This window comes from Sphingorhabdus sp. (genome assembly GCF_023910635.1).
In the GTDB taxonomy this organism is placed as follows: domain Bacteria; phylum Pseudomonadota; class Alphaproteobacteria; order Sphingomonadales; family Sphingomonadaceae; genus Sphingorhabdus_B.
Genome location: NZ_JAAVVZ010000004.1, coordinates 108999 through 123757 on the forward strand (window position 1 = coordinate 108999; position 14759 = coordinate 123757).

The 14759-nt window shown below is 58.4% G+C and carries 12 protein-coding genes; 11 read left to right on the forward strand and 1 reads right to left on the reverse strand.

The genetic code is table 11. From position 1 onward, the window contains the following. Positions 1–3 precede the first annotated feature (3 nt). From fdhF to fdhD, 3 genes are read left to right on the forward strand one after another with little or no spacing between them, the layout of a single operon-like run. Positions 4–2862 carry a formate dehydrogenase subunit alpha gene (gene fdhF, locus HEQ34_RS03490; RefSeq protein WP_296197444.1) on the forward strand — a complete coding sequence of 953 codons (2859 nt, stop codon included), beginning with the start codon at positions 4–6 and terminating at the stop codon, positions 2860–2862. Further along, complete coding sequence (locus HEQ34_RS03495) at positions 2859–3071, forward strand: formate dehydrogenase subunit delta (RefSeq protein WP_296197446.1); 213 nt, start codon at positions 2859–2861, stop codon at positions 3069–3071. The genes fdhF and HEQ34_RS03495 overlap by 4 nt, the downstream gene beginning before the upstream one ends. After that, positions 3061–3861, forward strand: a complete 801-nt coding sequence (fdhD, locus tag HEQ34_RS03500; RefSeq protein WP_296197449.1) for a formate dehydrogenase accessory sulfurtransferase FdhD — start codon at positions 3061–3063, stop codon at positions 3859–3861. The genes HEQ34_RS03495 and fdhD overlap by 11 nt, the downstream gene beginning before the upstream one ends. Here fdhD and HEQ34_RS03505 read toward each other — a convergent pair. Beyond that, positions 3809–4723, reverse strand: coding sequence for a LysR substrate-binding domain-containing protein (locus HEQ34_RS03505; protein WP_296197452.1), 915 nt, complete (start codon positions 4721–4723; stop codon positions 3809–3811). The genes fdhD and HEQ34_RS03505 overlap by 53 nt on opposite strands. 176 nt (positions 4724–4899) lie before the next feature. Between HEQ34_RS03505 and HEQ34_RS03510 the strand changes: the two genes are divergently transcribed. Genes HEQ34_RS03510 through HEQ34_RS03545 form a run of 8 tightly spaced genes read left to right on the forward strand, consistent with a single transcriptional unit; the run spans position 4900 to position 14685 of the window. After that, positions 4900–6111: an aromatic ring-hydroxylating dioxygenase subunit alpha gene (locus HEQ34_RS03510; RefSeq protein ID WP_296197456.1), complete on the forward strand. Its 1212-nt coding sequence runs from the start codon at positions 4900–4902 to the stop codon at positions 6109–6111. Next, the gene (locus tag HEQ34_RS03515; protein ID WP_296197459.1) at positions 6098–7357 is read left to right on the forward strand and encodes a cystathionine gamma-synthase family protein; all 1260 of its coding nucleotides are present in this window, start codon (positions 6098–6100) and stop codon (positions 7355–7357) included. The genes HEQ34_RS03510 and HEQ34_RS03515 overlap by 14 nt, the downstream gene beginning before the upstream one ends. Beyond that, positions 7357–8820, forward strand: coding sequence for an NAD(P)/FAD-dependent oxidoreductase (locus tag HEQ34_RS03520; RefSeq protein WP_296197462.1), 1464 nt, complete (start codon positions 7357–7359; stop codon positions 8818–8820). The genes HEQ34_RS03515 and HEQ34_RS03520 overlap by 1 nt, the downstream gene beginning before the upstream one ends. Beyond that, the gene (locus tag HEQ34_RS03525; RefSeq protein WP_296197464.1) at positions 8817–9953 is read left to right on the forward strand and encodes an FAD-binding oxidoreductase; all 1137 of its coding nucleotides are present in this window, start codon (positions 8817–8819) and stop codon (positions 9951–9953) included. The genes HEQ34_RS03520 and HEQ34_RS03525 overlap by 4 nt, the downstream gene beginning before the upstream one ends. After that, entirely contained in the window at positions 9950–11206 is a 1257-nt protein-coding gene (locus HEQ34_RS03530; protein WP_296197467.1) for a sarcosine oxidase subunit beta family protein, read from the forward strand. The genes HEQ34_RS03525 and HEQ34_RS03530 overlap by 4 nt, the downstream gene beginning before the upstream one ends. Further along, complete coding sequence (locus HEQ34_RS03535; RefSeq protein WP_296197470.1) at positions 11206–11469, forward strand: sarcosine oxidase subunit delta; 264 nt, start codon at positions 11206–11208, stop codon at positions 11467–11469. Before HEQ34_RS03530 ends, HEQ34_RS03535 begins: the two co-directional genes overlap by 1 nt. Further along, positions 11466–14201: a 2Fe-2S iron-sulfur cluster-binding protein gene (locus HEQ34_RS03540; RefSeq protein WP_296197473.1), complete on the forward strand. Its 2736-nt coding sequence runs from the start codon at positions 11466–11468 to the stop codon at positions 14199–14201. Before HEQ34_RS03535 ends, HEQ34_RS03540 begins: the two co-directional genes overlap by 4 nt. Beyond that, positions 14194–14685, forward strand: a complete 492-nt coding sequence (locus HEQ34_RS03545; protein ID WP_296197476.1) for a hypothetical protein — start codon at positions 14194–14196, stop codon at positions 14683–14685. Before HEQ34_RS03540 ends, HEQ34_RS03545 begins: the two co-directional genes overlap by 8 nt. The last annotated feature ends 74 nt before the right edge of the window (positions 14686–14759 follow it).

Here is a 14759-nt window from a genome sequence, read left to right on the forward strand (position 1 = left end):
TATATGACATACCAGCCGCAAAAAGATTTCGGAACGCCGGAAAGTCGCTCGGACGAGGCGGTGTCGTTGACCATCGATGGCCGGGAAGTCACTGTGCCCGCTGGCACCAGCGTCATGCGCGCGGCGGCCGAACAAGGCACATCCATTCCCAAATTATGCGCGACCGATAGCGTCAAAAGCTATGGCTCATGCCGCCTATGTCTTGTGGAAATTGACGGCCGCAGGGGTACGCCCGCAAGCTGCACCACGCCCGTTGAACCGGGCATGGTTGTCCGCACGCAAACCCCGCAACTGGCCAAATTGCGCAAAGGCGTGATGGAGCTGTATATCTCCGACCATCCGCTCGATTGTCTGACGTGTGCCGCAAATGGGGATTGCGAATTGCAGGATCAGGCAGGCGCCGTTGGCTTGCGCGATGTGCGTTATGATGTGCAGGCGACACATCTGGGGCAAGAAAAAGATCACTCCAACCCCTATTTCGATTTCGATCCCAGCAAGTGCATTGCCTGCTCCCGTTGCATCCGCGCCTGTGACGAAGTGCAAGGCACGCTTGCGCTCACCATGGAAGGCAGGGGTTGGGACTCCAAGATATCCGCAGGGTTTGCCAGTGACAATTTCATGGGGTCGGAATGTGTTTCGTGCGGTGCCTGTGTGCAAGCCTGCCCCACGGCGACGTTGGTCGAGAAAAAAGTTGTTGAGGTCGGCACGCCGGAACGTAGCGTCGTTACGACCTGCGCTTATTGCGGTGTCGGCTGCACCTTCCGCGCCGAAATGCGCGGCGAACAATTGGTCCGTATGGTCCCTTATAAAGACGGCAAGGCCAATCGCGGCCATAGTTGCGTCAAGGGCCGCTTTGCATGGGGCTATGCCCAGCATCAGGAACGCATATTGAAGCCCATGATCCGCAAGTCGATCAGCGACCCGTGGCGTGAGGTCGAATGGGACGAGGCCTTTGCCTACACCGCGTCCGAACTGAAGCGGATTAGCGCGAAATACGGCCGCAATGCGCTTGGCGGCATCACGTCAAGCCGTTGCACCAACGAAGAAACCTTCCTTGTGCAAAAACTTGTGCGTGCGGGCTTTGGGAACAACAACGTCGATACGTGCGCGCGCGTGTGTCATTCGCCGACCGGATATGGCCTCAAAACCACCTTTGGCACCAGCGCGGGGACGCAGGATTTTGACAGCGTCGAAGACAGCGATGTCATCCTGATCATTGGTGCGAACCCCACCGATGGCCACCCCGTTTTCGCCAGCCGGATGAAACGCCGTTTGCGCGGACAGGATGGACGCCCCGGCGCAAAGCTTATCGTCATCGACCCGCGCCGGACCGATATCGTGCGCTCGCCGCATATCGAGGCGCAGCATCATCTTCCCTTACGCCCTGGCACCAATGTCGCGGTGCTGACTGCAATGGCGCATGTTATCGTGACCGAGGGTCTGGCCGATGAAGCCTTTATTCGCGAACGTTGCGATTGGGACGAATATAGCCATTGGGCCGAATTTGTTTCGCAAGCCCGCAACAGCCCCGAAAATCTACAGCCAGTCACTTTGGTCGATGCCGAAGAACTGCGCGCAGCGGCGCGTTTATACGCCACAGGCGGCAATGGTGCGATCTATTACGGCCTTGGCGTCACGGAGCATTCGCAAGGCAGCTCAACCGTCATGGCAATCGCCAATTTGGCAATGGCGACGGGCAATATTGGTCGCAGCGGCGTTGGCGTAAACCCGCTTCGCGGTCAGAACAACGTCCAAGGCGCGTGCGACATGGGCAGCTTCCCGCATGAACTTGCCGGATATCGCCACATAAGCGACAAGGGCGCGCGGGCCTTGTTTGAAAAGGATTGGGGCGTGACGCTGGATCCGGAACCCGGCCTGCGCATTCCCAATATGCTCGACGCTGCGGTCGATGGCGTGTTCAAGGCGCTATATTGCCAGGGTGAGGATATCCTCCAGTCCGATCCGAACACGGCCCATGTGTCCGCAGGGCTGGCCGCGATGGAATGTGTGATCGTCCACGATCTTTTCCTCAACGAAACCGCAAATTACGCGCATATCTTCCTGCCCGGATCGACCTTTTTGGAAAAGAACGGCACCTTCACCAATGCCGAACGCCGCATTCAACCCGTGCGCAAGGTGATGACCCCCATGAACGGGTTGGAGGATTGGGAAGTCACGCAGCGGCTCGCGCAAGCGATGGGGCTGAATTGGAACTATAGCCACCCGTCCGAAATCATGGACGAAATCGCGCGGCTTACGCCAACCTTTGCCGGCGTATCCTTTGCGCGGTTGGATGAGATGGGCTCGCTGCAATGGCCCGTGACCGCCGACGCGCCTGACGGATCACCCATCATGCACATTGACGGCTTTGTGCGCGGTAAGGGCAAGTTTGTTGTGACCGATTATGTCCCGACGGATGAGAAAACCGGCCCACGTTTCCCGTTATTGCTGACCACCGGGCGGATATTATCGCAATATAATGTTGGCGCGCAAACACGGCGGACCGAGAATGTCGCGTGGCATCCCGAGGATTTGCTCGAAATTCATCCGGTGGATGCCGAAGATCGCGGCGTCAAATCGGGCGATTGGGTGAAGCTAGCGAGCCGCGCGGGCGAGACCACGTTGCGCGCCAATGTGACCGACCGCGTTGCCCCGGGCGTTGTGTATACTACATTCCACCATGCGGTAACGCAGGCCAATGTTGTCACGACCGACTATAGCGACTGGGCGACCAATTGCCCCGAATATAAGGTCACGGCGGTGCAGATCAGCGCCTCGAACGGACCAACCGAGTGGCAAGAAGAATATGAGGCCTTGTCGGCCCGCGCGCGCCGCGTGGAAACCGGGATTGCCGCCGAATGAACAGTGAGGAGCGCCTCATCTACATGGCGAACCAGATTGCGACCAATCTGGCAACCGACGCTGCGCCGGTTGCTGCGGTTGCCGACCATATCCAGACATTCTGGGACCCGCGGATGAAAAGGATGATTTTTGCCCATGGGACCGATGGCCTGTCGCCGGTTGCGGCGGCCGCCATTCGCTTGCTGGCCGACGCGCAAAATGGCGGTTGAACAGGGCGCAAAACCGATACGCTTTGCGGTGCTTAAACCCGGTCATGGTTCGCCCGAAGCTATAGAAAGAGCCGTTATAGCTGAGGCACCCGTCGCCATTGAATATAATGGCATCGGCTATGCCGTGATGATGGCAACGCCGATTGATCTTGAAGACTATGCCGTAGGTTTCAGCCTGTCAGAAGGGTTGATTGAGCGCCCGGACGATATTCTGGCCCTTGATGCCCATAGGTCAGAATTGGGCTGGATATTGCGCATTCAGGTGCCGCAGAAAAATGCCGAAAAAGTGGTTACCCGCGCCCGTCAGCGTGTGTCAGAAAGTAGCTGCGGCCTGTGTGGCATGGACAATCTCGACGAAGTCATGCGTCCCTTGCCGCGTGTAACGGCACAGATTGATGTCGCCGATGCTGCAATTTTTGCGGCGCTATCCGCATTGCGGTCGCATCAGACGTTAAATGCGCAAACCGGGTCCGCACATGCGGCGGCGTTCTGCACGCCGGACGGTGCTATTCTGATGACGCGCGAAGATGTTGGCCGCCATAATGCGCTCGACAAGTTGATTGGCGCACTTGCCCGCGCCGACATCGATATCACTTCCGGCTTTATCATCCTGACCGCGCGGTGCAGCCTTGAACTGGTGCAAAAGACGATCCTTGCTAACTGTCCAATGCTCGTAACGATTTCGGCGGCGACCGATCTGGCGATCCATATCGCTGAAAAATCCGGCCTACGCTTGATCAGTCTGGCGCGCGCGGACTCGGCGCTTGCCGCAAGGCCCCAAAACGGCTGATCAGCCAGCTGCGTAGCATCGAAATGGCGGGATCGGCGAGATCATCGGCGTGGAGTTTCAAATAATAGCCATAGCCGTCTTCAATCACCGCATCATACGGCATCACGAGCCGCCCATCGGCAATTTCCTGCGCGAACATATCAATATCGCCCAAAAAGACGCCCTTGGCTGCCATGGCATATTGCGCCACCGCAATCGTGGTGTCGAAGGCAAGACCAGCATGCGTCGCGACGGCCAGCTGGCTCTGCCGAAGATAGGCCGTCCACAAAAGGTCGCGCGGCTCGCCATCGAGTTTGAGGTGCAAAAGCTCCTCACTTTTCAAAAAATCCTCCAGCGACTTGCCCTGAGCGCTGGCCGCTGTTGCGGGTGAACATAGCGGCGCAACGCGCACCATCCAGAGAAGGTCGGTAATCCGGTCATCGACATTGGGCCGGTCATACACAATAGCCATGTCGAAATCGGTTGAGGGCAGCCCCGTCACATGCGCGCTCGACACATCAAGGCGCAAATCGGGATGCTCAACGTGAAAATCACGGAGCATCGGAAGGAACAATTGTTGCAGCAGCGACGGCGGCACATGCAGCCGCAGCGAACGGCCAGCCACCTCATCATCGCGAATGGAATTCATCGTTTGCTCGATCCGGTCGAGGCATTTGCTCACCACCGGCAACAATTCTTCGCCAGCCGCCGTCAGCGAAAGCCGCGACGCGTCACGCACGAACAATTGCTTGCCCAGCAGCTCCTCAAGTCCGCCGACATGCCGGCTCATCGCACTTTGTGACACCGAAAGCGCCGACGCACCGCCGGTGAAGCTGAGATTCTGCCCAACCGCTTCAAACGCGCGCAGGGCATTTAATGGCAACCAGCGACGGTTAATGGTGCTACGATTGGATATGGTATCGACCTTTCAACTGCGCGCAAATCCGCTTCCGCAATATAGCCCGACATTTTGACATAGGGCTATGCGAAAATGCGATTTTGTTCGTTTTCATATCTGGCCCATTCCCGTTGTGGAGAGATTTGCATAAAGGCCCAATCATGGATTTGCAGCGTATAAGCGCGCTTTTTGAACAGCGCCGTGCAGGGCACACCTTGCCCCAGGCTTTATATACCGAAGCCGAGAGCTTTGATTTTGATATGGCCGCGATCTACGGCCAAAGCTGGCTGATGGCCGGTATGGAATGCGAATTGCCAAAAGCAGGCAGTTACATCTCCATGATGGTGGGCAAATGGCCTGTGGTTATAACGCGGGATAAGGAAGGCACGATCCGCGCGTTTCACAACAGTTGCCGCCATCGCGGATCAATGATTTGCGCGCTTGGCAGCGGCACAACGCCCAAGCTGGTCTGCCCCTATCACCGTTGGACCTATGATCTGGACGGTTCCTTATTCGCGGCTGGCCGGATGGACAGCAGCTTCGACAAAAGCGAACATGGCCTAAAACCTGTTGCGATTGAATGCATATCGGGCACGATCTTCATTTGCCTTTCGGATACGCCGCCACCCATTGACGACTTTCGTGCAAAACTGACCGAATATGCCGCGCCGCATAATCTGACACAATCAAAGCTCGCGTATGAAAGCGTTCTGGTCGAAAATGCCAATTGGAAACTGGTGATGGAAAATGCCCGCGAATGCTATCATTGCAGCACCGGCCATCCAGAATTGTCGAAGACATTTCCCGTCGGCATGTCAAAGCATTTTGACAGTGGTCATGATGCCCGCGTCATGGGGTTTGAGGCCCAAATGGACGCGCTTGGCCTACCGCAAACCCCCGTTGAGGGCCATTATTGGCAAATCGCGCGCTTTGCGTTGAATGAAGGTTGCGTTTCGATATCCGGCGATGGCAAGCATCTGTCAAAAAAGCTGATGTGTGAAGCCAATGGCGGCGATATCGGTTCGATGCGCTGGGCGGTTGATCCGCATTGCTTTGTGCATTGCACGGCAGACCATGTTTTCATGTTCAGCGCCATGCCAGTTGGCCCCAATGAAACCCATGTCACGGGCAAATGGTATGTGCATAAGGACGCCGTTGAAGGCGTCGATTATGACGTTGAAAAGCTTATCGCCTTATGGACCGTCACCAATTTGGAAGACAAGGCGCTGGCCGAGAACAATCAACTTGGTGTCAACAGCCTCGGCTACACACCAGGCCCTTATTCGCAAGAAGCCGAAATGCTGGCGCAACGTTTTACCGACTATTATTGTGACAAGGCCCGTGGGTATATTGCGACCCATGGCAAAGGATAACATCAAGGGGTTGCGCCCCGAAACGCTCGCGGTTGCTTTTGGCTATGACCCTGAAATGGGCATGGGGTCGGTCAAACCACCGATTTTCATGACATCGACATTCGTCTATCCATCGGCGCAACATGCCAAATATGTGCATGAAGCCTATTTTGACGGCACTGGGCCATTGGTTGGGGAAACCAACCATATCTATTCGCGACTTGGCCATCCCGGTCTGGATTTTCTGGAAACCCGGCTGGCCGCCATTGATGGTGCGCAAGATGCCGTGGCCTATTGCAGCGGCATGGCCGCACATTCCAGCATCGCGCTGGCTTATGTGCGCGCCGGCGATAGCGTCCTGCATGGACGGCCAATTTATGGCGGGGTAGACTTTCTCTACAATGTCATGATGCCGCAATTCGGATCGCATGTGACCGCCTATCTGGACGGCACGGATGAAGATCATGTCCGGGCCGCAGCAGACGCAGCGATAGCAAAGGGTCCGTTAAAGCTTATCATTGCTGAAACCCCCGCCAACCCGACAGCGGCGATTGTTGATCTCGACCTCATGGTCCGTATTGCCGATGAAATTGGGGCAAAACAGGGGCATCGCCCGCTTGTGGTGGTCGACAATACGCTGCTTGGTCCATTTGCGCAGCGCCCAATTGAACATAATGTCGATCTGTGCATGACCTCGCTCACCAAATATTGTGGAGGTCATAGCGACTTGCTGGCGGGCGGGATTTCGGGCCGGAAGGAACTGATTGATCAGCTCAAGCTCCAGCGCACAACTTGGGGCAATCATCTTGATCCCTTCACCGCTTGGCTTGTGCTCCGGTCACTGGAATCGGTCGCTGTGCGCACCGAACGGGCCATGCGCAACGCGCGCATTGTCGCCGAATATCTGCGCGATCACCCCAAGGTCGATGGCGTCACCTATTTGGGTTTTCTGCCCGAAGGGTCGCGGCAGCGCGCCGTGTATGACCGGCAGTGCACAGCCGCGGGATCGACCTTTTCCTTCCACCTTCATGGCGGTGAGGCGGAGGCGTTCCGGATGCTGGATCAGCTTAAGCTGATGAAATTAGCGGTCAGCCTTGGCGGGTCAGAGACGTTGATCTGCCATTCGGCGAGCACAACGCATTATGCAGTCGCGCGGGAACAGCGATTGGAAGGCGGGATAACCGATGGCACGATGCGGCTGTCGGTCGGGTTGGAACATGTCGACGATCTTATCGGCGATTTGAAACAGGCATTGGAAGCAGTTTGATGGATCTGAACTTTACCGGAATCGATGTGTGCGCCGTCAATGGCACACGAAGCGCACCCGAAGCCAAATATGACCTTGTTGTCATTGGCGCCGGGCCAAGCGGCATTACCGCTGCCATCGAAGGCGCAGCCAGCGGAGCTTCGGTTCTTCTGGTGGATGAAAATCCCGTGTCCGGCGCGCTGATGGGCAATGATACGCCGCTCTATTTCGGGGGCAGGATGACGGCTGCGACGCAGAATAAAGACCGGATGCTGGAAGCCATTTTCATGAGCATGCCTGATCTTGAAAAGGCAATGGAGGCCGGCGTTGAACTGCTGCTCGGCACCACAGCGTGGGGCGTGTATCGCAACGGGCCGGGCGTGCAGAGCTTGCCAGAGCAAGTTGTTGGCCTTGCCGATGCAGAACGGTCTTGGCTGGTCGGCTTTGACCGGATTGTGCTCGCAACGGGTGCCCGCGACCTTGCCATTGCCTTTCCCGGATGGAACCAGCCTGGTGTGATGGGGGCCGCTGCCTTACAAATGCTGCTATCGCGCTATGGAGCCTTTTCCGGGCGACGCATTGTCGTTTTGGGGACGCATGACCTCGCGCTCGAAACCGCGCTTCTGGCGCTGGAGCATGGGCTGGATGTCGCCGCTTTGGTGGAAGTGCGCGATGCCCCGCAAGGCGACGCCGCACTTCTCGAAAAAATTACGGCGGCGGGCATACCCACATATTATGGGCAGAGCATCGCGGCAAGCAAAGGCGGACTTGATGGGATCGAATCCATCACCTTGACCGATGGCACCAACATTGCGTGCGACACCGTGTGCGTCGCGATTGGCCTTGTCCCCTCGATTGAGTTGGTCGATGCCATGCATGGCCCAAGGGCGCTGAACGCGGCACGCGGCGGATATATTCCGGCTGGCGAGCCAAATGTGACAGCCGTTGGCCTGTGCGCTGGGCTACCCGACACAGGTTTTGACCATGTCGCCTATCGGATGGATTGGGTGCGTGCGGCGCTGCGCGTCAATGCGCCCGATACGATCATCTGCCAATGTGAAGAGGTGACACTCGCGGACCTGATCGGCATTCAGCCGCCCAATTACCTCCCCCGCCCTGCGGCGCTTCAGGCCCGCTCGCTTGGCACGCTGCTCGACGATGGCCCGGCCAACCCGGATCAGATCAAGCGGCTGACCCGCTCTGGCATGGGTGTGTGTCAGGGTCGTCGCTGCCGCGATCAGGTGGCGATGATGCTGGCGATTGAATCGGATAAGCCATTTGGCACGATCCCGCTCGCAACGCACCGCGCACCCGTGCGCCCCCTGCCGCTCAAGATATTGGCAGAATGGGATGAGCCTGCGGGGATGGATGCGGCGTGGGATGTCTGGTTCGGCATTCCGACCCAATGGGTGCCCGTCGAGGATATTGGAACGCCTTATCAGGACGAGCATCGCGAGATGCTCTACACGGGGATGTACACATGAGCGGCTCAGACGTAGTCATCGTCGGCGGTGGCGTCACGGGTCTCAGCGCAGGCTGGTGGCTGGCCAAGTCCGGCGTGAAGGTTACGGTGCTCGACAAGTTCATTGTCGGTTGGGAAGCCTCCGGGCGCAATGGCGGCGGTGCATCACATTATTCCAGCCCCCTGTTCGAGGAAGAACAAAGGCTTTGGCCACAAATGGATGAACTGCTTGGCTATCCGACAGAGCATCAAAAGGGCCGCATCCTGATCGCGATGACCGAACGTCAATGGGACCAATATCGCTTCATTGCGGAACGGCACACCCGCCTCAACCACCCGGTCGAGCTGCTAGACGTCAAGCAAGTGCAAGAGGCTGTTCCGCTGGCGGGCGACAATTGCTTTGGCGGCGTGCACTATAAATTTGGCGGCCACGCCAACCCGCAACGCACGGTTCAGGCCTATGCCTGGGCGCTGCAAGACCTCGGTGGCAAAATCATTCAGCACAGCCCGGTCACGGGCTTTGAAACCGCCGGTGGCAAGGTGACGGGCGTAAAAACCGCCAATGCGACCTATGGCTGCGATGCTGTTGTCGTCGCCGCCGGGCCGCAAATACCGCAATTGATGGCGCAATTGGGCGTTGATGTCCCTCTGGCTGCCGCGCGCGCGGAAATGATCATTACCGAACCTGCCCCCATGATGCCGCTGGGCGGCGTTGATGGGCATAAGATTTATGGCCGCCAGACGTTGCGCGGTAACCTCGCTTATGGCGGCGGTCCGCATGAATGGTTGGATGTCGATGCAAATGGCCCGGCGGCGCGGCCATCGACGCCATTGGCGCGTAACCTTGCAAAAAGGCTGGCCGAACTGCTGCCCAAGGCTGCGCATCTCAACGTCATTCGCAGCTGGGCAGGCGTGATTGAAAATTCGCCCGATGGCCGCCCGATTATTGATCGGCTCAATAGCCCCGACAATGTCGTTGTCGCCTCCATGTCCAGCGTTGGCTTTGGCCTGTCGCCAGCATCGGGTCATGCGATCCGCGATCTGGTGATTGATGGCGCATGCTCCTTTAGTAATATCGACCTTCTCAAGCTGTCACGCTTTGACGGGCTTGAAAAGGATTGGCGTGAAAAGCGTGGGTGGATGCCCATCGCATGAGCCGATATTCAGCCTTCAGCCTGTTGCGCGGCGCTCTCACGGGGCACCGCCACTGGCAGCCAGCATGGCGCGACCCAGAGCCGAAATCGCATTATGATATCATCATCATAGGCGGCGGAGGCCATGGGCTGGCAACGGCATATTATCTGGCCAAGGTTCATGGTCTAAAGAATATTGCCGTTCTGGAAAAAGGCTGGATTGGCGGTGGCAATACCGGGCGCAACACGACGATTGTGCGGTCCAATTACCGGCTGGAGCCTTTGCATAATCTCTTCGAATTTGGCCTGAAGCTCTGGCACGGCCTGAGCGATGAGTTGAATTACAATGTGATGTTCAGCCCGCGTGGCGCAATGTTCCTTGGTCATAGCGACGCCGATATGGTCAAGCTGGCCGAGCGCGGCGACGCCATGCGCTGTGACGGGATTGATGCCGATCTGTTGACCCGTGATCAGGTGGCAAAGATCGAGCCGCTTTTGGATATGTCGCGCGATGCGCGCTTTCCCATTCAGGGTGGCCTGATCCAGCGCCGGGGCGGAACCGCACGGCATGATGCGGTTGCTTGGGGCTATGCCCGCGGCGCGGATAGCCTGGGCGTCGATATCATTCAAAAATGCGAAGTCACAGGCTTTGTGCGCGATGGCGACTTTGTGGTTGGCGTGGAAACAACACGCGGACGCATTGGCGCGGGGCGCGTCGGTATTTGCGTTGCAGGCAATAGCGGCCATGTCGCGGGCTTGGCTGGCCTGAAACTGCCGATTGAATCCCAAACGCTGCAAGCCATGGTGACCGAAGGGGTCAAGCCGATGATCAACAGCGTGATCATGTCGCAATCCTTGCATTGCTATATCAGCCAATCGGACAAGGGCGGCGTCGTCTTTGGCGGCGACCCGGATAATTGGCCAAGCTATGCCCAGCGTGGCAACCCGATGGTGATGGAAGGCGCTGTGGCGCAGGGCCTTGCGCTCGTGCCCGCTTTATCCCGCCTGCGCATGGTGCGAACCTGGAGCGGGGTTACCGATATGAGTTTTGACGGCGCGCCGATCATTGGCGAAACGCCGGTCCGCAACCTCTTCCTCAACGGTGGCTGGTGCTATGGCGGGTTCAAGGCAACGCCAGCCTCCGGTTATACCTATGCCCACACGCTGGCGACGGGAAAGCCACATGCGCTGAATGCGCCTTTCGCGCTTGATCGCTTTGAACGCGGCGCAACCATTGATGAAACGGGGAGCGGCCCCATGCCGAATAGCCGCTAATGATGCGCATCCCTTGCCCGCATTGCGGCCCACGCGCGCAATCAGAATTTATCTATGAGCGCACATTGGATTCGGTCGTCCCGTTGAACGCGCCTTCGCAAGAGGCGATGGCCAAGCTCTTCACCCGCAACAATCCGCGCGGCGTCGATGACGAAATCTGGCGGCACACTTATGGCTGCCGGGCGTGGATGGTTTTGACGCGCCACCGCGTCACCAATGAGATTTCCGGGTGCCGCGCCATCGGGCCGGAGGCGTTGCCATGATAAACTTCCGCTTTGATGGTAAAACCTATGCCGCGCAGGCAGGTGACACGCTGGCGGCGGCATTGTTGCGTAATGGCATTGGCCTTGTCGGCCGAAGCTTCAAATATCACCGCCCACGCGGCATCATGACCGCAGGCGTTGAAGAACCAAATGCGCTCGTCACCGTCGGCGAAGGCGGCAGAACAGAACCCAATACCCGCGCCACCGATGTGTTCGTCTATGAAGGCCTTGTCGCCAAAAGCCAGAATCGCTGGCCCAAACTGTCATTCGATGTCGGGTCAGTTCTGGGCCTTGCTGCGCCTGCTTTATCCGCCGGTTTTTATTATAAGACCTTTTTCGGTTCAGCCAGAAAATGGATGTTCTACGAATATTTCATCCGCAAAGCGGCGGGCCTTGGCAATGCACCCACGCTTGCCGACCCTGACCGTTTTAGCCAGCGTGCGGCCTTTTGTGATGTCTTGGTCGTCGGCGCTGGACCCGCAGGTATGCAGGCCGCGCTCGACGCTGCCGAAGGCGGCAAGCGCGTCATCTTGGTCGAACAAGACAATATCCTCGCGCCGTCCTTGCTGCGCGACCGCCAAGAGCAGGATGCAGATTGGACCAAAACCACCGCCGCGCGCATCCGCGCCGCAGGCGGCGTCATCCTCACGCGCACTACCGCCTCTGGCTATTGGGAACATGACCTCGTCACCCTGACGCAGCGCATATCGGAGCCGGGACAAGTCCCCGATAATGGCGTGGCGCAACGTTTATGGCATGTCCGCGCTGGCCAGGTCATTCTCGCCACCGGAAGCATTGAGCGGCCCATGGCCTTTGCCCATAATGACCGCCCCGGCGTCATGCTGTCGCAAGCCGTGCGCACTTATGTCCGCCGCTTTGGCGTCGTTCCCGGCAAACGCGTCGTGATCGCAACCAACAATGACGATGCCTATAAAACTGCTCAGGCGCTAAAAGACGCAGGCGCGCAAATTGTTGCGATCCTTGACGCACGGCCAGCACCTGCGGGTGCCAACAGCGGGCATCGCGTCTATAATGATGCCGTTCCGCTTTCGACCAAAGGCGCGCGGCATTGCCTGAAAAGCGTATCCGCGCTGGTCGATGGCAAGACGATGGACTGGGATGCCGATCTGCTTGCCGTGTCCGGTGGGTTTACGCCTGTCGTGCACCTGCATATGCAAGCGGGCGGGACGCTGGATTGGCATGAGGATGCGCAAGCCTTCATCCCCGCCAGTTCGCGTCAGAATGTGACGACCATCGGCGGGGCCGCTGCTCCGCAACCGATATTCAAAATGGTCCCCGTTTCTAGCGCTAAGAAAAGCTTCATCGATTTCCAAAATGATGTGACATTGGCCGATGTCGATCTGGCTTGGGCCGAAGGCTATCGCTCGGTCGAACATCTCAAACGCTACACCACTTTGGGCATGGCCACCGATCAGGGCAAGTTGAGCAATATGGCCGCTTTGGGGCGTTTGGCCGAAAAGCAGGGCGTCGCCATTCCCGAAGCCGGTTTGACCACATTCCGTCCGCCTTATACGCCTGTCACGATGGGTTTGATCGCAGGGGCAAGCGCAAAAGACGCAGGCGCGCATGTCCGCCGCCTTGCCTTATATGACCTGCACGCGGCAAAGAATCCGATCTGGCAGCCCTTGGGCTATTGGTTCCGCCCGCGCGCTTACCCCATAAGCGGCGAAAGTTTGGCGCAAGCCGCGCTGCGTGAGGCAAAGGCCGTGCGCAACAATGTCGGGATGACCGATGTGTCCACGCTTGCCAAATTTGAAGTCAGCGGCCCCGATGCTGCCGCTTTCCTCGACATCATTTGCGCCACCACAATAAGCAAACTGGCCGTCGGGCGTGGCCGCTACACCTTCATGCTGCGCGAAGATGGCATTGTCTTTGATGATGGCACCGTGTGGCGGCTGGACGAGCATCGCTATCTGCTCACCAGTTCGACTGGCGGCGCGGACCGCATGGCGACGCATATCTCTTATGTCCGCCAATTTCTGTGCCCACATATGCGCGTGTCTGCCGTCAATGTGCAGGAGCATTATGCCGGTCTGGCCGTTGCCGGACCAAAAGCGAAAGCGGTGATCGCCGCTTTAATCGGTGAAGAGCCACCACGCCACATGTCGACCGTTCCGGCGGCAATCGCGGGCGTTCCGGTTATCATCTTGGCCGCCAGCTATAGCGGCGAACGCGCCTTTGAAATCTATGTCGATGCCAGCCAAGCAGAAGCCGTCTGGGCCGCCTGCGAAAGCCAAGTGAACGCGTTAAGCGGCGCGTTATATGGGCTTGAGGCGATGGAGTTTCTGCGCATTGAAAAGGGCCATTTGGTCGTCGGCGGCGAGGTCGATGGGCGGATGACGCCGCATGATCTGGCGCTCGACAAAATGCTCAACAAGGCGGGTGGGTATATTGGCGCATCGGGCCTTGCCCGCCCCGCTTTGTCCGAAACCGGGCGGCGGCAATTGGTCGGGCTGGAGGCGATTGCGGGCGACATTCCCGAAGGCGCGATGCTGATCCCCAGCGAAGGCGCGTCACCGCAGGGCCATGTCAGCGCGGCGGCTTTCCGCATCGTGACGGGCGGGTCTGTTGCGCTTGGCCAATTGACCGACGGCTTTTCGCGGCATGGCGAAATCCTCATCGCAAGCTCCCCCACACGCGGGCAACAGGCGCGGGTGCGCGTTGTGGCCCCGCATTTCTATGATGCCGCAGGGGAGCGTTACCGTGACTGAACTGACAATCTCCACCCTGCCCTCCGCCCCGTTGCATGTGTTTGAAATCTGGAGCAACGCAGCGGCGGTGGCCAAGCGATTTAAGGCAACATGCGGCTTTGCCTTGCCCGATATGGGCCGTTCGGGCGGCAGCGATGCGCTCCGCCTGATCCGTTTTGAACCCACGGTGTGGCTGGTCGAGGGCGACGCGTCGGCACTGTCCGCCATATTGTCCGATGACGGCGCGGTAACAGCCATCGGCGGCGGCATCGTCCGCATCCGCCTGTCGGGCAAAGGCTGGCGCACGCTCCTAATGGAAGGCGGCGTGTTCGACGCCGAAAGCCCAACTTTCGCCGCCGGATGCAGCGCAGCGACAATCATCGACCACGTCAACGTCCGCCTGCACGTCGTCGATGAAACCACCTGCGACGCCTATGTGCCCTTAAGCTTCAGTCAGGGCCTGCTGCACTTTTGGGAACAAGCCGCAGGGAGTTTGGTGGGGTAGGTTTGGTTTGCGACGGTTGTGGGTGTCTGAAACGATGACTCTTCGCTGGCAGACGGAAAAGGTAGCCATCAATC

Coding starts and splice junctions, on each gene's coding strand:
- fdhF (WP_296197444.1), top strand. CDS start 4: ATGACATACCAGCCGCAAAAAGATTTCGGAACGCCGGAAAGTCGCTCG.
- HEQ34_RS03495 (WP_296197446.1), top strand. CDS start 2,859: ATGAACAGTGAGGAGCGCCTCATCTACATGGCGAACCAGATTGCGACC.
- fdhD (WP_296197449.1), top strand. CDS start 3,061: ATGGCGGTTGAACAGGGCGCAAAACCGATACGCTTTGCGGTGCTTAAA.
- HEQ34_RS03510 (WP_296197456.1), top strand. CDS start 4,900: ATGGATTTGCAGCGTATAAGCGCGCTTTTTGAACAGCGCCGTGCAGGG.
- HEQ34_RS03515 (WP_296197459.1), top strand. CDS start 6,098: ATGGCAAAGGATAACATCAAGGGGTTGCGCCCCGAAACGCTCGCGGTT.
- HEQ34_RS03520 (WP_296197462.1), top strand. CDS start 7,357: ATGGATCTGAACTTTACCGGAATCGATGTGTGCGCCGTCAATGGCACA.
- HEQ34_RS03525 (WP_296197464.1), top strand. CDS start 8,817: ATGAGCGGCTCAGACGTAGTCATCGTCGGCGGTGGCGTCACGGGTCTC.
- HEQ34_RS03530 (WP_296197467.1), top strand. CDS start 9,950: ATGAGCCGATATTCAGCCTTCAGCCTGTTGCGCGGCGCTCTCACGGGG.
- HEQ34_RS03535 (WP_296197470.1), top strand. CDS start 11,206: ATGATGCGCATCCCTTGCCCGCATTGCGGCCCACGCGCGCAATCAGAA.
- HEQ34_RS03540 (WP_296197473.1), top strand. CDS start 11,466: ATGATAAACTTCCGCTTTGATGGTAAAACCTATGCCGCGCAGGCAGGT.